Below are 20,185 nucleotides of genomic sequence, written 5' to 3' on the forward strand. Positions count from 1 at the left end.
TCTGCAACCGCCGCTCCATCACAGAAATCGATAAAAAGTACATTCGGGATCAGGACCATGCGTCACCGTAAAGCCGGAAGGCAACTCAATCGTACCAGCTCACACCGTGAGGCGATGTTTCGCAATATGGCGGCGTCGCTGTTCCGTCATGAGCTGATCAAGACCACCCTGCCCAAGGCCAAGGAACTGCGTCGGATCGCCGAGCCCTTGATTACCTTGGCCAAGACGGATTCGGTCCATACCCGTCGTCTGGCCTTCGCACGCCTGCGCGACAAAGAGGTCGTCGGCAAGCTGTTCGTCGATCTGGGGCCGCGTTATCAGGAGCGTCCGGGTGGTTATCTCCGTATCCTCAAGTGCGGTTACCGCGCCAGTGACGCAGCGCCAATGGCTTATGTCGAACTGGTTGATCGCCCGATCACCTCGGTTGCGGTTGAGGATGATGAGGATTGAGGACTAAGACATCCCAGGTGGCTGTTTTAGATCAAAACCGGGCGTATGCCCGGTTTTTTTATGTCTCGGCCGTCTCAAGGCTTACTTGATAGACGGATGCGAGATCGAATCAGGGGCGCCGGGAGTGGATAGGTGAAGGCACTGGTTGTTCAGCGCATCGTGCTCGTGACTGATTTCGGTGGCGGACTCTATGTCGGTCAGATGCGCGCCCGTCTGGATGCTTTACTCCCGGCGACGCCGGTGATCGATCTCGTCCATGACCTGCCGGCCTTTCGCCTGGATCTGGCCGCCTATCTCCTCCCGGCGCTGGTCCGCGACATGCCGGATGACACGCTCTATCTCTGTGTCGTCGATCCCGGTGTCGGCGGCGAACGCGCCGCACTCCTGATCCAGACCGATAACGGATGGTTCATCGGTCCCGACAATGGGTTGCTGGCGCCATTGGTTCGGCGCGCTGACAGCGCGAATGTGTGGCGGATCGGCTGGCAGCCAGTTCGCATGTCTGCCAGCTTTCATGGCCGTGACTGGTTCGTGCCGGCTGCGGCGCGACTCTGTCAAGGGTCGGATCTTCAGATGGCCCCGCTTGATCCGGATACGCTGGTCGGAGCCGAGTGGCCGGCAGAACTGTCGGCCATTCTCTATATTGATCATTTCGGCAATCTCATCTCAGGACTGAATGCATCCGGACGCGACTGCCAGTCCAGGCTGCAAGTCGGGACTCATCGGCTGCCACAGGCGCGCACCTTTTGCGAGGTCGCGCCCGGCGCGCCGTTCTGGTATGAAAATGCCTTCGGGCTGGTCGAGATTGCGGTCAGTCAGGGGCGCGCCGATCAGTTGCTTGGTCTTGCTGCTGGCGATCCCATTGGTCCCTTCATCCGGGCAGCCGATTCAGAAGACTGACCCGTTCTCATTCCCAGGTTGCATGCGTGCAGAGTCAGCAAATCATCAGCGTCCAGGTCGATGACCGGGAGTCCCGGAGCGCCGTTCTGGATGCGCTCAAGGAACAGGACGGTGTGCAGATAGAGGTCGTGCGCCTCTCTGTTGGCGATTATCTGATTGACGATCTTTTCCTGTTCGAGCGCAAGACGCTGATCGACCTGACAGGCTCAATCAAGGATGGGCGTCTCTTCTCGCAGGGATTGCGGCTTGTCGGGTCGCCTCAGCGAAGCGCCCTGATCCTGGAGGGCACGTCAAAGGATCTGGCCGGCAGCCGGATGCGCCGTGAGGCGATTCAGGGTGCGCTGGTGAGTCTGACCCTCTTTCTCGGTGTGCCGCTGCTGCGAGCGATGGATCCCGCAGAGACGGCTCGATTGATGCTTTTTGCCGCCCGTCAGGGCCGTCAGTTTGCGGCTGATGCACGCCCGCGCAAAGGACGCCGTCCACGCGGCAAGGCGCGGGTGCAGCATCATATCCTTCAGGGACTTCCCGGCATTGGCCCGGCGCGCGCCAGGCGTCTGCTGGATCGCTTCGGCAGTATCGAGGCGGTCATGACCGCCGATCTTGACGAACTGGCCGGGATTCAGGGAATTGGTCCAGCCACTGCTGAAATGATTCGCTGGGCGGTGCAGGAGCCGCCCGCTTCATTCGGATCGGATGAAGACGATTGGCTGCCTTTTTAAATCGCGCCCGATGCGGTATGCGATGTTGTTGGGTTGGATCAATCTTGGCGGCATCGACCAACGTTGGAGCTGGCGCGATTTAAGGGGACGCAGTTTAAGGTGACTTTCTGAAAAATTTATACCTGATACACGCCTTAAATAGACAGGATAGATAGGCTTTTCAAGCCATTGTTTTTAATCCTGTTAATCCTGTCCATTGACGGCGTTTCTGGCGGGTACGAGCTTTCCTGGAAATCGCCTAAATCCCAGCCTTCGGCGCATCCGTCCGGCGTTTGCCGAGCGGTGCATGTCCGGCATCGACACCCTGAGCGCCCGTCGGCTGGCGGCGTTTGCCGATATTCTTGCGGTCACGCAGCCGCTCTTTGACCTTTGGCGTCTCCTTCTTTCCGGTCGCGGCGTTCAGCTTGCGCGCGGCAGGCGACGGCTTGCCCGCTCCCTTGCGTTTGCTGGGCCCCTTGAATTTCGCCTTGAGCCCTTCGATCACCCGTGACTCGAAACTGAGATTGAGATAACGGGTGATGCTTTCCATACGATTCCATTCCGGCGGCCCGACCAGCGAGATGGCCACGCCCGGCTCGCCTGCGCGCCCGGTGCGCCCGGTGCGGTGCAGATAGTCGTCGCCACTGCGCGGCAGATCGAAATTGAAGACCCGTTGCACGCCCGGCACATCCAGCCCGCGCGCCGCCAGATCGGTCGCAATGAGGATGCTGACCCGTCCGCTGTGCAGCAGCCCCATGACCCGGTTGCGCTCGCGCTGATCCAGTTCGCCATGCAGCACGGCCACGCGCTGCTCTCGACCCATCAGAAAATTGCCCAGGGCCACCGCGCCGTCACGGGTGTTGGTGAAGACCAGCGCCTTGTCGAAGGTCTCGTGTTCCAGCAGCCAGTGCAATTGCTGCTGTTTGTGCTCCGGGCCGTCGCTCAACAGAAGCTGGTGGGTGATATGTGGGTGCTGTTCGCGCACCGGATTGACGATCACGGTTTGAGGGTCGCGCAGGAGTCGGTCGGTGATGCTTTTCAGCCCGCGATGATGCAGGGTCGCCGAAAACAGCAGCGACTGACGTTGCGGATTGCAGTGCGCCAGAATCGCCAGCACGTCATCGGTAAAGCCCATGTCGAGCATCCGATCCGCCTCGTCGAGCACCAGGAATTCCAGGTCGCCGAGCTTCGCCTGACCGCTTTGCAGCAGTTCCAGCAACCGGCCGGGCGTGGCGACCAGGATCTCCGGATTCTTGCGCAGGGTCGCAATCTGATGGGCCTTGGAATCGCCACCGGTGATGACGCCGGACGTCAGCCGGGTATAGCTCCCAAGCCGCATGAAATGGATATGGATCTGGCGCGCCAGCTCGCGGGTCGGCACCAGAATCAGCGCCCGCGTGCCGCTGTCATGGGCGGGGACATCGATAAAGCGCTGCATCATCGGCAATAGGAAGGCCGCTGTTTTGCCCGAGCCGGTGGCGGCCGAGACCAGCAGGTCCAATCCATCCATCGCCAGCGGAATGACCTGTGACTGCACCGGGGTCGGGGTCGCGTAGTCTTCGCTGGCCAGGCCGCGCATCAGCGCATCGGGAAAGAGAAAGTCAGAAAATTGTGCGTTCATGGCGCGCAACATACCTCAAAATGGTGAGTGGGTGGGATCGAAATCATCCCCTGGAAGAGGCGACCGGATCGGTGATGATTCCCAGCGACGATCCGGGCAGGCCATTGGATCCGCGAAGACACAGCGCCATATTCGCCCTATCGATCAAACGGCAGCGCCGGAACCAGGCCGCTGGAGCGTTGCCCTAAAGCGGGGCGTCGGTTGAAAGGTCGCTTGAATCAGGTAGACCGGGCTATTGAACCGAGTGCTGTACAGACTCCATCGCTTGATGCACTGATTCAGTGCGGATTAGCTTTGAGTTCATCTTTCGCGAGGCGCACGCAGCGGGGCGACCGCTGATGGCGGTTTCTCCGCAGTGAACCGGCTTCGTATGGCGTAGTTTTTGCTAGAAAGTGGGCGTATCTGGTTTTGATCTTCAGCTTGCCCCGGTATCCGCGATCAGCGACGCCGGAGTCGGGCAGGCATCGTCAGCTTCCGAATGAGGTTACCGCTATGTCGATCTTCGAACGCTATCAGGCACGGTACGAAGCCTCCCGCGAGGAGGTGTTGAGCCTGAACGAGTATCTGGAACTCTGCAAGACGGATCCAGGTGCCTATGCCGGCCCGGCGGAGCGTCTGCTGATGGCGATCGGTGAGGCGGAGATGGTCAATACCCGCGACGATCCGCGCCTGAGCCGCATCTTTCAGAACAAGGTGATCCGCCGCTATCCGGCCTTCTCCGAATTCTATGGGATGGAGGAGGCCATTGAGCATCTGGTGTCCTATCTCAAGCACGCCTCTCAGGGGCTGGAAGAGAAAAAGCAGATCCTTTATCTGCTCGGCCCGGTCGGTGGCGGCAAGTCATCGCTGGCCGAAAAGCTCAAGGAGCTGATGCAGGAGCGGCCCTTCTACGCCATTCAGGGCTCGCCGGTCTTCGAGTCGCCGCTCAGTCTCTTCTCGCCGGAAGAAGACGGTCCCATCCTGGAAGAGGACTACGGGATTCCGTCGCGTTATCTCAAGACCATCATGTCGCCCTGGGCCGTCAAGCGGTTGCAGGAGTATCACGGCGATATCACGCGCTTCAAAGTGGTCAAGCTCTATCCCTCGATCTTGGAGCAGATTGCCATCGCCAAGACCGAGCCGGGCGACGAGAACAATCAGGACATCTCCTCGCTGGTGGGCAAGGTCGATATTCGTCAGCTCGAACGTTTCGCCCAGAACGACGCGGATGCCTACAGCTATTCCGGCGCACTGTGTCGGGCCAATCAGGGTCTGATGGAATTCGTCGAGATGTTCAAGGCACCGATCAAGGTGCTGCATCCGCTGCTGACCGCGACTCAGGAAGGCAATTACAACGGCACCGAGGGGCTTTCGGCACTGCCCTTCCAGGGGATCATTCTGGCCCACTCCAATGAGTCGGAATGGCAGACCTTCCGCAACAACAAGAACAACGAGGCCTTCCTGGACCGCGTCTTCATCGTCAAGGTGCCTTACTGTCTGCGGGTCAATGAAGAGGTACGGATTTACGAGAAGCTGCTGCACAGCAGCTCGCTGTCGCAGGCGCCCTGTGCCCCCGGCACGCTGGAGATGCTGGCCCAGTTCTCGACCCTGACACGACTCAAGGAGCCGGAGAACTCCAGCATCTTTTCCAAGATGCGCGTCTACAACGGCGAAAATCTCAAGGACACGGATCCCAAGGCCAAGTCGATGCAGGAATACCGCGACTATGCCGGGGTCGATGAAGGCATGTCCGGGATCTCCACGCGCTTCGCGTTCAAGATCCTGTCTCAGGTCTTCAATTTCGACCATACCGAAGTAGCGGCCAATCCGGTTCATCTGCTCTATGTCCTGGAGCGCCAGATCGCCCGCGAGCAGTTGCCGACGGAGATTCAGGAACGCTATCTGAGTTATCTCAAGCAGTATCTCGCGCCGCGTTATGCCGAATTCATTGGCAAGGAATTGCAGACCGCCTATCTGGAGTCCTATGCCGAATACGGCCAGAACATTTTTGATCGTTATGTGGTCTATGCCGATTACTGGATTCAGGATCAGGAATACCGCGATCCCGACACCGGCGAGATGATGAACCGTGCTGCGCTGAATGAAGAGCTGGAGAAGATCGAGAAGCCGGCGGGGATTTCCAATCCCAAGGACTTCCGTAACGAGATCGTCAATTTCGTGCTGCGCGCCCGCGCCAACAATGCCGGCTCCAATCCCAAATGGACCAGCTATGAAAAACTGCGGGTGGTCATCGAGAAAAAGATGTTCTCCAATACGGAGGAGCTGCTTCCGGTTATCTCGTTCAATGCCAAGTCATCGGTCGATGAGCAGAAGAAGCATGATCAGTTCGTTGATCGCATGACCCAGAAAGGCTATACGCCAAAGCAGGTTCGTTTGCTGTCAGAATGGTATCTGCGGGTCAGGAAGTCGCAATAAAATCGATCCGCTGTGAGGCGCATATGTACTGGGATGTGAAGTTCGTCAACCCATTATCTGATTTTCGTCTTTATGTCGAAATTGAGGATGGTCGGAGCGGCGTTTTCGACATGAAGTCTTATCTCGATCATGGCGCCTTCCGTGAGTTGCAAAATGTGCATTATTTTAACCAGGTGTGCATTTTGTTTGGTGCGCTGACCTGGCCCAATGAGCAGGACATCGCCCCTGAGACATTGGTTGATGAAATGTTGCCGGCAGACTCCATCGCATACGACCGAGTCCTGCAAAAACTGCCGCCCGAAGGCGCACAGCGGTATTCTGAAATCGAATGACAGCGGGCGGGGCTAAGCGAGTCTTTATGTCACACTTCATCGATCGGCGTCTGAATGGCAAAAAGAAGAGCACGGTCAACCGTCAGCGTTTTCTCAAACGCTACAAGACCCAGCTCAAACGCGCCGTGGCGGATGCGGTCAATCAGCGCAGCATTACCGATCTCGATTCGGGTGAAAAGGTCGGGATTCCGTCGCGGGATATTTCCGAGCCGGTGTTTCATCATGGCAAAGGCGGTATTCGCGACATGGTCCATCCGGGTAACCGGGACTTTCTGACGGGCGATCAGATCCGTCGGCCCGAAGGTGGCGGGGAGGGTTCCGGACAGGGCAAAGCAGGGCAGGGAGGGCAGGGCGATGACGATTTCATCTTCGAACTCTCGCGCGAGGAGTTCATGGATCTGCTCTTCGAGGATCTGGCGCTGCCGAACCTGGTCCGCAATCAATTGCTCGGCACGACTGAATTCAAATCGGTTCGTGCCGGTTATGCGACCGATGGTTCACCATCGAATATCGACGTGGTGCGTTCGCTGAAAGGTGCCATCGCGCGCCGTACCGCCATCGGTGCGCCCTGGCGCACGCGCATTCGCGAACTGGAAGCGGAGATCGCGGTACTGCTGTCAAGCGGAGTCGTCGAGGACGACCCCCGGCTGTGCGTCCTGCGTGAAGAGATCGACCGGCTCAAGACCCGGATTGCCGCACTGCCTTTCATCGACACCTTCGATCTGCGTTATCAGAGCTTTGTCAAACAGCCGGAGCCGACCAGCAAGGCGGTCATGGTCTGTATCATGGATGTGTCCGGCTCAATGGATCAGGCGCGCAAGAATCTGGCCAAGCGCTTTTTCATCCTGCTTTATCTCTTTCTGCAGCGCAATTACGAAAAAATCGATGTCGTCTTTATCCGTCATCACACCATTGCGCAGGAAGTCGATGAGCAGGAGTTCTTTTATTCCAGAGAGACCGGCGGTACGGTCGTTTCCAGCGCCCTGAACCTCGCCCATGACATCCTGCGCGAGCGCTATGATCCGGGCATCTGGAATATCTATGCCGCGCAGGCTTCGGACGGCGATAACTGGGACTCCGATTCCAGCATCTGCCGCGATATTCTCATTGATCAACTCATGCCGCTGATGCGCTATTTCGCCTATGTCGAGATCACCCCGCGCCAGCATCAGAGCCTCTGGTATTCCTATCAGGAGGTCATGGCGGCGCATGAGCACTTTGCCATGCAGGAAATCGATGGGGCTGATGACATCTTTCCCGTTTTCAGAGAATTGTTCAGGAGGAAAGAGGTATGAGCAAACATCTGATTTCGGATTCATCTGAATGGTCTTTTCCGCTGCTCGAACGCTTCGATCAGGAAATCGCCAGGCTGGCCCATGGTGTCTATGGACTGGATACCTATGCCAATCAGATCGAGGTCATCAGTTCGGAGCAGATGATCGATGCCTATTCGTCGGTGGGTCTGCCGATCAATTATCAGCACTGGTCCTTCGGCAAACAGTTCGTGGCGACCGAACAGACCTATCGGCGCGGTCAGATGGGTCTGGCCTATGAGATCGTGATCAATTCCGATCCCTGCATCGCCTATCTGATGGAAGAGAACACGCTGCCGATGCAGGCGCTGGTGATTGCGCATGCCTGCTATGGCCATAACAGCTTTTTCAAGGGGAATTATCTCTTTCGCACCTGGACCAGTGCTGACGCCATCATCGATTATCTGGTCTTTGCGCGAAAATATATCGCCCAATGTGAAGAACGCTATGGTCAGGAAGAGGTCGAGCTGTTGCTCGATTCCTGCCATGCGCTCATGAATCATGGTGTGGATCGCTATAAACGTCCGGCACCACTGAGCATGGCGGAGGAGCAGCGCCGTCAGCGCGAGCGCGAAACCTATCTCCAGTCGCAGATCAACGACCTGTGGCGCACCATTCCGCTGGTCGATGAGACGGAAGATGACCAAAAATCATCCCGCTGGCCGGAAGAACCACAGGAAAATCTGCTCTATTTCATTGAAAAGAACGCGCCCCTGCTCGAACCCTGGCAGCGCGAGGTGGTGCGGATCGTGCGCCGGATCAGCCAGTATTTCTACCCGCAACGCCAGACGCAGGTCATGAACGAAGGCTGGGCCTGCTTCTGGCACTACACGCTCATGAACGACCTCTATGACGAGGGTCTCGTCAGCGACGGTTTCATGATCGAGTTTCTGCAATCGCACACCAGCGTGGTGTTTCAGCCGCCATTCGATGCGCCCTATTACAACGGCATCAATCCCTATGCGCTGGGATTCGCGATGATGCGCGACATCCGCCGGATCTGCGAGTCACCTACCGCCGAGGACCGCGAGTGGTTCCCTGAGATCGTTGGTGGCGACTGGAAAAAGGTGCTGGATTTCGCCATGCGCAACTTCAAGGATGAGAGCTTCATCGCCCAGTATCTCTCGCCGGCCCTGATGCGCGAGTTCCATCTGTTTGCGGTGCGCGACGACGATCATCAGGAAAATCTGGAAGTGACGGCGATCCATGAGGAACAGGGCTATCGGGCGCTGCGCCGGGCGCTGGCGGAGCAATATAATCTTGGCAGCCGCGAACCTAATATCCAGGTCTTCAATGTGGATCGTCGGGGCGACCGCTCCATGACCCTGCGCCATTTTGCCCATCACCGTCGCCCGCTGGGCGATTCGGTGGATGAGATGCTGCGTCATCTCCGGCGTCTGTGGGGGTTTACCGTGCGCCTGGAGACGGTCGATGACGCCGGGCGGGTGCAGTTGATCGGCGAGTTGTGATCTAAACCGCGTCCAGAGTGATAGAAGTTGTTTCGAATGGGGGCGACCTTGCTGCAACCAACGACGTTCGGTGCAACGCGGTTTAGATGAAATTTTAAAATCAATTGTTTAAACCGCGTCTCCACTGAAGTTGGTGACATCCCCAGAGTTAAACTCAAACTGAGAATTACGTATATCGCGCTGGACGCGGTTTAGCCCTGACGTTCATCCATTGCCAGCGAAACTTGACCCAATGCACCGACACTGTCGGTTCCCATCGTCGGCTCACGCACACAATCCTGTATAGTTGCCGCTCTTTGCGCCGGTCCTGGAAGGAGGGACGATGCCATTTTCCGTTTACCTGAGACTCGTCTCTCTGCTGCTGATCCTGATGCCGGTCCTGGCGTCGGCCAATACGCTGCTGGGCAACACGCTTGATTCGCTCCGCGAGCCCAAAACAGCGGCCCTGGATGGTGTGCCGCTACTGTCTGGCCGTCTGCTCGCCGAGTTCTATGCGCAGCGGGACAACGCGCTGGTCTGGACCGATCCGGCCCGGATCGATGCGCTGTTGCAGGTGGTCGAGGCCAGTCCAGCCGAAGGTTTTGTCCCCGAAGATTTTCATGTCGCGACTCTGCGTCTGCTGCGTGAGCCGCGTGCATTCGATGCCCTGTCCGAATCCGCGCGCATCGCCGCAGACATCAAGCTGAGCGATGCGCTGCTGCGTTATGTCCATCACACCCGTTTCGGCAAACTCGATCCCGTTGCGGTTGATCGCAAATGGAATGATCGGGCGCCCGTTCCTGCCGAGCGACTGATCGCCGACATGCGGGGCGCGCTGGAGGCAGCCGACCTCCAGGCGTTTCTGGCGTCCCGCTTGTCGTATCCCTTCTGGTATGAGCACCTCAGGCAGGCACTGAACCAGTCCGCTGGCGCGGCGCGTCTGGCGGGTGTGCCACCTGTGCCGCCCGGCCCGGCGCTGGTCAAGGGCAACCGTGGTCCGCGCGTCGCCCTGCTGCGTGAGCGTCTGCATCGGCTCGGCGATCAGGGCGCGCCGCTCTCGGCGACCCCCGATCTGTTCGACGACGCCCTGCACGCCGAGGTCGTCACCTTTCAGCGTCGTTTCAAACTGTCTGCCGATGGCGTCGTCGGTCCCGCCACGATTGCCGCCATCAACACCCCCTTCGATGCCAGGAAAGTCGAGCGGATGCGCATCAATCTGGAGCGCATGCGCTGGCTCTATGACGACCTGTCGGCGGACTATGTCTTCGTCGATGTCGCCAATTACATGGCGCATGTGGTGCGGGATGGCGACATCGTCTGGAGTACGCGCGTCGTTGTGGGAGCGGAGGACGCGCAGACGCCCATGTTCCGGGACAACATGGATCATCTGGTCTTCAACCCCACCTGGACGGTGCCGATCTCGATCCAGAAAAAGATGGGAAAGGTTTCCGCCAGCTATACCCTGGTTGATCGGCAGACCGGGCGCAAATTCAGCGGTGGCGACGCCAGCAACTACAAACGCTACCGGGTCATCCAGCAACCGGGTCCGCGCAATGCCCTGGGACAGGTCAAGTTCATGTTCCCGAACCGGCACTCGGTTTATCTCCATGACACACCCAGCAAGGCGCTGTTCGGGCGCTCGACCCGCGCGCTCAGTCATGGCTGCGTGCGGGTGCAGAATCCCACCCGGCTGGCCGAAATGCTGCTCAATCGGCCCGACTGGGATCAGGCACGCATCGCAACTGTGATTCAGGGTGAGCGGACCCGCTATGTGAATCTGGATCGGCCCCTGCCCGTGCTGCTCTATTATCTGACGGCGAAGGCGGACGAGCAGGGCGCGGTCAGTTTCAGGTCCGATGTCTACGGACGCGATCAACGGTTGCAGGAACTGTTCGCCGAGCCCGTGCTCAGTGCCCGCATCGCCTTCGAGCCGCCGGTCACGGCACCGCCGCCTGACGCGGAACCGGCAGACGGAGAGGAAGCGGACAGGCCGCTCCAGGTCAACACTGAATCGCAGAATGGTGTACGCCTGACCCAGGCCGATGACTAGTCCGTGGTTGCTGTCTTCTGACCCTGGATGCACATTTCAGGCGTGTCCGCAACCCGTTCAGCTTGAAGGATTATGAGTAAATTCGAGAAGATGCATCCATCTTCTCGATCAGAGGAATCAGTCCCGATGTCGTTTGATCAGGGGTAGCCTTGAACCCGGACTAGCATGTAGAATCGGCCCCGGATCGAAAAAGCCGGGGCCTTCCGAGGCGCCCAAACACCAAACGACATACGAGAGGAAGCGTTTTGGTTAAACGACGCAAATGGCTATCCCCAATTCTACTGACACTTTCAATCCTGCCAATCGTGCCGGCACAGGCAATCGTGACTGAAGGCACGGCCTCCTATTACGCAGATCGCTTTGACGGCCGACGGACCGCCAGTGGCGAACGGTTCGACAAAGATGCACTGACGGCCGCCCACCGGACCTTGAGTTTCGGTACCAGGGTGATGGTGACCAACAAGGCCAATGGCCGCTCAGTCGAAGTCATCATCAATGATCGTGGTCCTTATGGGCACGGTCGCACCATTGATCTCTCAAAAAGCGCCGCTAAAGAGATCGGCATGCTGGGCAGAGGAGTGGCCCGGGTCGAACTCCAGATCCTGGACGACGACAGCGTTTCTCTTCCCTCCGGCTCCAGCCCCAGGCTTGCGGCCGCTCAACAGATCATGATGGATCTCTTCTAAACCGCGTTCAGCGTGACCACCACCTTTGGTGGCCTGCTTCAATCTTCGCGGCCACCCCTGACCTTTGCTGAGACGCGGTTTAAATGGTTTTCAAATAAACCACTTAAACCGCGTCTACGCCAAGGCTGGCGAGTTCAGATAATACCCGCTCACCGCAAAAACGGCGCACGCCAGACTGGACGGAACGCCATCCGCCTCCGGTTATCGATTGCCGGTCTTCCCGAAGTGCAGACACAGGCCAGCCGATGGCTGAAGAGCGCCCGTTTGCGGAAATCAGCCGCCAGAGCGCATATCATGGCCCATGATGGATAATGCGACGGGGTCGGCACAGACATCGATGACGCGCAGTCGGCCTGGGATAAACACGCCACCAACATCAATATGGAGCCTTGATCCATGCCTTTTTTGCGACTGTACTCAGGCGGAACTCTCCAAAAACAGTGGGAGCTGGGAGCCAACCGTCTCACTATCGGCCGCGCGACAGACAACGATATCGTTCTCCAGAATCCCGAAGTCTCCAAATATCACGCGCACATCGAAACCGACGGCCACGACTACATCCTGGTCGATGACGGCAGCGCAAATGGCGTCTTCGTGAACACGAGGAAGGTCGGCCGACACACGCTCGCCTTTTGGGATGAGATCCAGATCCACACCCATAAGCTGGTGTTTATGTCAACGGCCAGATTGCCTGGTGAAACGACAGGGCAGGAGGTTCAAAAGCAACCTGAGCTGAAGCAATCCGAAACAGTCCTCATGAAGGCCGCCGACATGGCCTCGCTGCGCAGAAAACTGGAGGAATCCCGCGTCGCCTACATCACGGTCGTCGCTTCGGGTGTCAAAATACTGTTGGAAAAGAAAGACTTCACTCTGGGTCGCAGCTGTAACAGCGACCTGCGCTGCGGCGGCTGGTTCGCTCCCAAACTGGCTGCGACGATTCAGCAGCGCCAGGACGGCCACTACCTGATTCCCGCTAGGCCGGGACGAGTGTTTGTCAACGGAGAATATCCTCGCGATCCCGTTCGGCTGGTGGACAACTCCGACCTGAAGGTCCAGGGGATTTCACTGAAATATTATTTCCGGGCGATCGACGGCGGCTGAACCGCGATCAGGCAGGGGGAAAGGCCCCCGACCGCCAGTCTTCTCGAAGTGCATGACATAGGCCAGCCGATGGCCGAAGAACGCCCGTTCATGGAAACCAGCCGCGACCGCAAGCGCGGTCAGCCTGCCGCGCGGCTGGAAATGCGGGTCGAAGATCACCTCAGTGACTGAGAGGATGCCGCCGGGCCTGAGCGCCTCGAACAGCTCGCGCAGCGCGGCGGCCTGATTCGGAATCTCGCCCAGCACCGTCACCAGCAGGACACGGTCGAACCGCTCGTGCCCCAGCATGCCGTCGCCCAGCCCGGCGTGCAGACGCTCGACGTTGGTCAGCCCGGCGGCTTTCGTCCGCTCCGCCAACCGCGCCAGCATCCCCGACTGGAGATCCATCGCCACCACCCGTCCGCTCGGGCCGATCCGCTCCGCCACCGGAATCGTCAGCCGGCCCGGTCCGCAGCCCGCATCCAGCACGCTCATGCCCGGCTCCAGCCCCAGTTGCTCCACAATGAAGGCCGCTCGATTGGTTTTCGTGAAGGGGTTGTCCAGCTCCACCATCCAGCGCAGCCAGACAGGGCAGGGGAGTGAGTGACGACGCGACGCCAGCCGCCAGAGTGCCGTGATGACCAGCAGGGCGAGCGCGGTGCCGATGAAGAGGTTGGCAGAGGTGGTCATGAGATTGGGCGCCGTGACGGTTCACGAAGAAGCGGCGATTCTACGGCGTGGGGCGCAATAGCGCAGCGTATTGCGCCGAAAGGAAGCCGCTGCCGAGGTCGCCGTTTGGCGGTGAAATGCCATGCATCATCGAGCCGGAGCGGTGTGTGAGATTGATCATGCTCGGCAGTGGGTGGCGGTTCCCTCGCATGCGGCGCAATACGCTGCGTTATTGCGCCCTACGCGGGCTATGAGGGTTGAATGTTTGCCACAAGGCAAGGTCATCGCCGCAGTGGGGCGGATTGCTCCGCCCCATGACTACCTGGAAGCAGTCTCCCTGTCTCAGAAGAGACTCAGTTGACCAGGGTATGAGCGCCAATGCTCGCGAACACTCTCCCAGCGTCCGAATCGATATCGGACGTAGGTGCTCACATGCACCGGTTTATCGTTCGAGTAAGCCATAAAAGGCTCTCCTAACGAAAAGATGGGAAGGTTTTAGCTTGCTCGGTTCGAAAAACTGGCACTATACTGAGCCTGTCTGTAGCAAAGACAGCCAGTAGTGCGAGTCGATCCGAGTGGTCAGGCAGACCCTCTTTCGCCTCACCAAAAGGCCCAGAAGTGTTAGCGCACTTCTCGGGCTTTTTACTTGATAACGACGCGATACTGATTTCATCGCATCTTGTGTCCGAATACAGCAATCTCTTCATCAAGCTCCGTGAATCACAAAGCTCGCAAACTGTTTACTTTCCACCAACCAAATTCGCTCACTCATCGCCATCATAGCTCGCGTAAACCTATCCTAACCTATGCGGGCTTGAATTATCTTGTTGGGCAATTCACAAGTACTCACGAGAGAACCTAACAAGCTCATCTATGTAACCGATCCCTGTGTTTAAACTAGGAACGTAAAGTGTCGGATGTGCACATTGGTTCCTGGTTGCCAAATGACCCTGCAATATCCGTAAACGTGCTTTTCCAATATGCCCCACTTCTTTGGCTACATCTATTATCTGTGCTTCTCCCACATTCTCTTTCAGCTCAGTTAAATCTCTGAATTTCCATGCTGCCCTTTTTATCCGTATGTCAGCTTCTCTGGCAGAGAAGAGAGACAGCGCGAAGATTTCAAAGAATCCGCACCAAGCCATAACCATTCCCGCCCGAGTACAACCTGTTTCCAAGCACCGAATTGATTCCTGGAAGTATTCTTGGATGTCAATTGGCGCGCCGGATAGATGATTAAGCAGAGACTCCAGGTGGATGATGCGCGACCTGGATACTTCATGAGCAGCAAGAATCTTGTGGGCTTCTTTCTCTGCCGCTTTTGCCCGTTTTTTCCAGTCTTCGATTGAAAACACAAGCAATCACCCAGGGAACAGGTGGCGGCGAAGTGCCTTGAAAAGTTCTTCGTATACCTCAGGCTTATCCGTCTCCGGAAGTTGTAGTTGGATGTTGATGGCGATTGTCGGTGAACCAAACGTAGTTCCGGCGTTGACTACAGGGTGAGTCGTACTAATTGGAGTAGGCGTCGCAGTCTCAACTTGCGCTATCAGGAGTGACACTTCTGTACTTTGACTTTCGTCTATCGGTTCTGCTGATGCTGATTGCGGGACGGTGGTTGCAACACGCAACTTTCCGGCGTTTTCCTCGATCAACCCAGATAGGAGCAGCAAATCAGTTATAGTTTTCGCGCCAGTTTTATTCGCTTTCGTGTTCTTCGATTCAGAAGCGAAGAGAATGTGACGCATGACATCATCAGATGCCATGCCACCCTTAATGCGTATAGTTGAAACAATATTTGACAAGAACTCACTGCCTCGAATTACTTCTCGCCAAGAGGCGGATATTTCTTCTTGGAGATTATGCTCAAGGGCGCGTGATAGCTTTCGTCCCGTATCAGTGATTTGTTTCTTTCTCGCGCCTGCAATTATTCCCGCTTGCGTTAAGAATGGGTTGTTCGGGCTAATCGTCGTCCTGCCTATTGCAGTTAACTTAGAGAGTGTTTCGAGATCGACTTCTTTGCCTACATGACCGTAGCCCTTGATTATCTTTTCAAGTTCTCCGCGAGACGAAGAGGGCAAATTAATTTGATCAGCCATCGAATACTCCCCTTTTGAAGGTGATTTCCATATTGATTGCGTAGTTCGGCTATTTTGCCAAACGTTAGCCCATGAGCTTGTCATTTCCCCCGAACAACAAACCTCCCAAACCTCTCCCTCTCCACCAACCCAATCCGCTCACTCATCGGCATCGCAGATGGCGCGAGCGTCTCATCCAACGCCCGCCTGCTATCGCAAGCCTGCACGCAATAATTCTTCACCCCCGCATCCGCGAGCGCATGCGCGAGCGTTGCGATCTGCTCGGGCGTCCAATCCGGCATGAGCGTGGTGCGGACCTCCATCGGCACGCGGGCGGTGAGCAGGATGCTGAGGCTTTCCCAGGCCCGTTGGCCGGAGTCGGAGACGCCGGTGATGGCCGGGTAGTCGTCCGGCAGGGCTTTGATGTCGAGCCCGACCCAGTCGATGAGCGGGAGCAGTGCGCGCAGGCGGTCGGGGTAGACGCCGCTGGTGTGCAGCCCGACCTTGAAGCCGAATGCGCGGGTCTCCTGCATGGCGGTTTCGAGCGCGCCCTGTGCGGTGGGTTCGCCACCGCTGAAGACGACGCCGTCGAGCAGTCCGATGCGCTGTTTGAGAAAGCCACGGATGTCGGACCAGGGGATGAGCCCGTCGGTGCGGGCGTCGAGCAGGTCGGTGTTGTAACAGTAACGGCAGCGCCAGGGGCAGCCCTGGCAGAAGACGATGGCGGCCAGTTCGCCGGGATAATCGATGGTGGTCAGGCGGGTGAAACCGCCGATGCGCAGGATCGGCGTGGTTTCTGGCGCCGCGTGCCCGATGCGGCGCGCCATGTCAGGCGGGAATGCAGCAGATCGGGACGCGATGGGCATGATATGTGAGTGGATTGCGGCGAACCCTCTGGGATGCGCTTAAGCCGCCAGTTGCTCGGGCCGTTGCTGCGTGCCCTTGGGCTGTTCGCTGAAATAGCAGCGTTCGGCGTGTTCGGCCTTCTTGCCGTTGTTGAAGGCGGAGACCGGGCGGTGATAACCCATGACGCGGGTCCAGACCTCGCAGGGGGTGCGTTCGGCGTCATTGAGTTGGATGCGTGCGTTGTTCATCTTGCGTCTCCTTATGGCTTGCGGTGTTGTCCGGTGTTCAGCGAGTGATCCGGCGTTCAGTGAAGTTCATGCACGGCCAGGTTCTGCCTGGCCTGCTTGCGCGCGATCAGTTCCTGATCGCAGATCGGGCAATAGGGGTGCTCGCCGGCGAGATAGCCGTGTTTGGGGCAGATCGAGAAGACCGGCGTGACCGTGATGTAGGGCAGACGGAAATTCTCCAGCGCCCGGCGCACCAGCCGCTTGCAGGCATCGGTCGATGAGATCTGCTCACTCATATAAAGATGCAGCACGGTGCCGCCGGTGTACTTGCTTTGCAGTGTTTCCTGCATCGCCAGCGCCTCGAAGGGGTCGTCGGTATAGCCGACCGGAAGCTGCGAGCTGTTGGTGTAATAGGGCGTTTCCTCGGTGCCGGCCTGAAGGATGCCGGGGAAGCGCTTCTGGTCCTCGCGGGCGAAACGGTAGGTCGTCCCCTCGGCGGGGGTGGCCTCCAGGTTGTACATACTCCCGGTCGCCTCCTGGAACTCCACCATGCGTGCGCGGACATGATCCAGCAGCCGCACCGCCAGGGCATGTCCTTCCTGGGTCGTGATGTCCTCGGCATTGCCGGTGAAGTTGCGGATCATCTCGTTGATGCCGTTCACGCCGATGGTCGAGAAGTGATTGCGCAGGGTGCCCAGATAACGCTTGGTATAAGGAAAGAGCCCGGCGTCCATGTGGCGCTGAATGATCTTGCGCTTGATCTCCAGACTGTTGCGTGCGATCTCCAGCAACTGGTCGAGCCGCGCCAGCAGACCTTTTTCGTTACCACGATGGGTGTGGCCGAGCCGTGCGCAGTTGATCGTCACCACGCCCAGCGATCCGGTCTGCTCCGCCGAGCCGAAGAGTCCGTTGCCGCGTTTGAGCAGTTCACGCAGATCCAACTGCAAGCGGCAGCACATGGAACGAACCATGTTGGGCGAGAGTTCCGAATTGAGAAAATTCTGGAAATAGGGCAGGCCGTATTTCGCCGTCATCTCGAACAGATGATCGGCGTTCTCGCTCTCCCAGGGGAAATCCGCCGTGATGTTGTAGGTCGGAATCGGGAAGGTGAAGATCCGCCCCTTGGCGTCGCCCTCGGTCATGACCTCGATATAGGCGCGATTGATCATGTCCATCTCGGTCTGGAGATCGCCATAGGTGAATGGCTGCTCCACACCGCCGATCACCGGCACCTGCTCGCGCAGATCCTCGGGACAGACCCAGTCGAAGGTGAGATTCGTAAAGGGCGTGTTGCCGGTGATAAAGGTTTTGCCACGACGCCGGGCGACAAATGTGCCGTTGCGTGTGGTCGGACACCAGACCTTGCCCTTGTATGGCTTGCGCTCGATGAGCTGGATATAGGTCTCGCGGTTGCGCACGATGTTGAGCACATGGACGCCTGAGTCCTGGCGCGTGTGCACCGTGCTGCCATAGCCGGCGAGGGCGCAGAGTTCCTGGAGCGCATCAAGATTGTCGCGATCCTTGGTGTAGATGCGCGTGCGGCCATTCTCCTCGATATGACCATCGCCCTTGATATAGGTATCGAGAAAGAGCCGGATCTGACGTGCCGACAGGGTACGGATGACATCCGGGACGCACTTGCGCTCCAGATAGCCGAGCACAAAGTCGCTCGCGTCTTTGTTCAGGCGGTAGCGGCACACGGGATGGTTTGCATAGGTGCCGGTGTGCTCGTAGCGGTGCCAGCTCAGATTCAGCTCATGCAGCAGCCATTCGATCTCGGCGGCGTTCTCCGCGTTGCCGGTCGATTGATAGAGCGCGACCCGGCGACGACCCTCGCTGATGTCGATATTGCCCTCAGCGACCACCCACGCCAGCAGCATGACGACGTTGTCATCGATCTCATGCGCGGATGAAGTCTCCCAGGCATTGGGGATGATCACCGGCGACTTGAGTTCGGCGACCTGCTCGATGTCTTCCAGGATCCAGCGGTCCTCCGTGTTGAAGACCTTGCGCAGCACCTTATGCCGGGGCGTGATCCATTGCTCCTGAGTGCGGTTGCGCAGCACATACATCTCGCCCTCGAAGTCATAGGCCGTCATGGCCAGCGGCTCCAGGTATTCCAGGCGGTTATTGCGCCAGTCGAAGGTCGCGATCTTCTCGCCTGGCTGGATCTGATCGTGCCGTTTCCAGCCGTGTTCGGTCAGACACTCGGTCTCCTCATCGACGCACTGACAGCCCCAGCGCGAGGGAACATTGAGGTTGTAGATGAGTTCCTGAATCGCCTGCTTGACGTGCGGATAGTCCAGCCCATCGACACGGACGAATGGCGCCATGTAGGTATCGAAGCTCGAAAACGCCTGCGCACCGGCCCACTCGTTTTGCAGGGTGCCGAGAAAGTTGACGATCTGTCCGATGGCCGAGGACATGTGCCTGGGCGCACTCGCCTCGACCTTGCCCGGTACGCCGTTCAGCCCTTCATGCAGCAGGGTGCGCAGCGACCAGCCGGCGCAATAACCGGCGAGCATGTCGAGGTCGTGGATATGGATGTCGCCCTCGCGGTGCGCCTCGCCGATCTCGGGCGGGTAGACATGATTCAGCCAGTAGTTGGCAATCATCTTGCCTGAGGTGTTGAGGATGAGTCCGCCGAGTGAATAACCCTGATTGGCGTTGGCAGCGACGCGCCAGTCCGAGCGGTCGAGATATTCGTTGATCGAGCCGCCGACATCGACCAGGGTGCGGCCGTCGGTGCGCAGCTTTTTATGCTGCTCGCGATAGACGATATAGGCGCGGGCGGTCTCGAAATGGTTGGCGCTGATGAGGGTCTGCTCGACGACATCCTGGATGCCTTCGATGTCGGGCAGACGGCCATCGCCAAAACGATGGGCCAGCACCTTGATGACCTGGGCCGTCAACAGACTGGCCTCGGGCGCGCCGAATTCGCCGCTCGCCTGACCGGCGCGCAGGATGGCGGATTCGATCTTGGCGGCGTCAAAACGAACTTCCAGCCCGTCACGTTTGATGACGCGGGTTGGTGGGGTCGGAAAGTTCGTCTGGGTGGCCATCGGTGGTCCTCGGGGGCGCGTTTTGTCTGATCGGAACGGTCGGCGATTGGGTGCGAAAAGCAGTTTTCTGTTCCAAATCAGGGGGCTTGGAACGGCGCGGGGCGAAAAACCGATATTCATCGCAGACACTAGATGTTGTGGCGCGGGAGTTTAACGCTAACCAGATACTGTGGTCCAGAGTGAAATTATGCTTGACAGGCAAAGATTGGCGTGAGGTTGGGATGGCGATGCGCATGATGACAGCCCGGATCATGCCTTGCGGGTAACCGAGTCTTGAACTAGGCTGATTCTCAAGCCCTTTGGGGGTGGCTGG

17 protein-coding genes are annotated in these 20,185 nt (G+C 58.2%); 10 read left to right on the forward strand and 7 right to left on the reverse strand.

All coding sequences use genetic code 11. From position 1 onward, the window contains the following. Window positions 1–57 precede the first annotated feature (57 nt). From rplQ to EDC35_RS11510, 3 genes are all read left to right on the forward strand, one after another. Entirely contained in the window at window positions 58–450 is a 393-nt protein-coding gene (gene rplQ, locus EDC35_RS11500; protein WP_132977390.1) for a 50S ribosomal protein L17, read from the forward strand. A 132-nt stretch (window positions 451–582) separates the two neighbouring features. Then, window positions 583–1,350, forward strand: coding sequence for an SAM hydrolase/SAM-dependent halogenase family protein (locus EDC35_RS11505; protein ID WP_132977391.1), 768 nt, complete (start codon window positions 583–585; stop codon window positions 1,348–1,350). A 26-nt stretch (window positions 1,351–1,376) separates the two neighbouring features. Continuing rightward, entirely contained in the window at window positions 1,377–2,069 is a 693-nt protein-coding gene (locus EDC35_RS11510) for an ERCC4 domain-containing protein (RefSeq protein ID WP_132977392.1), read from the forward strand. 238 nt (window positions 2,070–2,307) lie between these two features. Here the strand turns inward: EDC35_RS11510 and EDC35_RS11515 are convergent, their stop codons facing one another. Then, window positions 2,308–3,669, reverse strand: coding sequence for a DEAD/DEAH box helicase (locus tag EDC35_RS11515; protein WP_132977393.1), 1,362 nt, complete (start codon window positions 3,667–3,669; stop codon window positions 2,308–2,310). Window positions 3,670–4,161: 492 nt separating this feature from the next. On the opposite strand from EDC35_RS11515, the gene EDC35_RS11520 reads away from it, so the two are divergent. From EDC35_RS11520 to EDC35_RS11550, 7 genes are all read left to right on the forward strand, one after another. Beyond that, window positions 4,162–6,084: a PrkA family serine protein kinase gene (locus tag EDC35_RS11520; RefSeq protein WP_132977394.1), complete on the forward strand. Its 1,923-nt coding sequence runs from the start codon at window positions 4,162–4,164 to the stop codon at window positions 6,082–6,084. Between the two features lie 23 nt (window positions 6,085–6,107). Further along, window positions 6,108–6,416: a DUF2442 domain-containing protein gene (locus EDC35_RS11525; RefSeq protein ID WP_132977395.1), complete on the forward strand. Its 309-nt coding sequence runs from the start codon at window positions 6,108–6,110 to the stop codon at window positions 6,414–6,416. A 26-nt stretch (window positions 6,417–6,442) separates the two neighbouring features. Beyond that, on the forward strand, window positions 6,443–7,711 hold the full coding sequence (locus EDC35_RS11530) for a YeaH/YhbH family protein (protein WP_132977396.1): 1,269 nt from the start codon (window positions 6,443–6,445) through the stop codon (window positions 7,709–7,711). Further along, a complete protein-coding gene (locus tag EDC35_RS11535) occupies window positions 7,708–9,198 on the forward strand; it encodes a SpoVR family protein (RefSeq protein ID WP_132977397.1) in 1,491 nt (496 codons plus the stop codon). Before EDC35_RS11530 ends, EDC35_RS11535 begins: the two co-directional genes overlap by 4 nt. Window positions 9,199–9,520: 322 nt before the next feature. Then, complete coding sequence (locus tag EDC35_RS11540; RefSeq protein WP_132977398.1) at window positions 9,521–11,227, forward strand: L,D-transpeptidase family protein; 1,707 nt, start codon at window positions 9,521–9,523, stop codon at window positions 11,225–11,227. A gap of 245 nt (window positions 11,228–11,472) precedes the next feature. After that, window positions 11,473–11,913, forward strand: a complete 441-nt coding sequence (locus tag EDC35_RS11545) for a septal ring lytic transglycosylase RlpA family protein (protein WP_132977399.1) — start codon at window positions 11,473–11,475, stop codon at window positions 11,911–11,913. Between the two features lie 396 nt (window positions 11,914–12,309). Next, window positions 12,310–13,014, forward strand: a complete 705-nt coding sequence (locus EDC35_RS11550) for an FHA domain-containing protein (RefSeq protein WP_132977400.1) — start codon at window positions 12,310–12,312, stop codon at window positions 13,012–13,014. On the opposite strand, the gene EDC35_RS11555 is transcribed toward EDC35_RS11550, so the two are convergent. From EDC35_RS11555 to EDC35_RS11580, 6 genes are all read right to left on the reverse strand, one after another. Continuing rightward, entirely contained in the window at window positions 12,976–13,683 is a 708-nt protein-coding gene (locus tag EDC35_RS11555) for a class I SAM-dependent methyltransferase (protein ID WP_132977401.1), read from the reverse strand. The two genes, EDC35_RS11550 and EDC35_RS11555, sit on opposite strands and share 39 nt — an antisense overlap. Window positions 13,684–14,498: 815 nt before the next feature. Continuing rightward, window positions 14,499–15,017 carry a hypothetical protein gene (locus EDC35_RS11560; RefSeq protein WP_132977402.1) on the reverse strand — a complete coding sequence of 173 codons (519 nt, stop codon included), beginning with the start codon at window positions 15,015–15,017 and terminating at the stop codon, window positions 14,499–14,501. A 6-nt stretch (window positions 15,018–15,023) separates the two neighbouring features. Next, complete coding sequence (locus EDC35_RS11565) at window positions 15,024–15,758, reverse strand: hypothetical protein (protein ID WP_132977403.1); 735 nt, start codon at window positions 15,756–15,758, stop codon at window positions 15,024–15,026. 80 nt (window positions 15,759–15,838) lie between these two features. Further along, on the reverse strand, window positions 15,839–16,564 hold the full coding sequence (locus EDC35_RS11570; RefSeq protein ID WP_132977404.1) for an anaerobic ribonucleoside-triphosphate reductase activating protein: 726 nt from the start codon (window positions 16,562–16,564) through the stop codon (window positions 15,839–15,841). A 78-nt stretch (window positions 16,565–16,642) separates the two neighbouring features. Further along, entirely contained in the window at window positions 16,643–16,831 is a 189-nt protein-coding gene (gene nrdD, locus EDC35_RS11575; protein ID WP_132977405.1) for an anaerobic ribonucleoside-triphosphate reductase, read from the reverse strand. A gap of 56 nt (window positions 16,832–16,887) precedes the next feature. After that, window positions 16,888–19,872 (reverse strand): ribonucleoside triphosphate reductase, encoded by a 2,985-nt coding sequence (locus EDC35_RS11580; protein WP_132977406.1) that lies wholly within the window; start codon window positions 19,870–19,872, stop codon window positions 16,888–16,890. Window positions 19,873–20,185 lie beyond the last annotated feature (313 nt).

This window comes from Thiobaca trueperi (assembly GCF_004342175.1).
Taxonomy (GTDB): domain Bacteria; phylum Pseudomonadota; class Gammaproteobacteria; order Chromatiales; family Chromatiaceae; genus Thiobaca; species Thiobaca trueperi.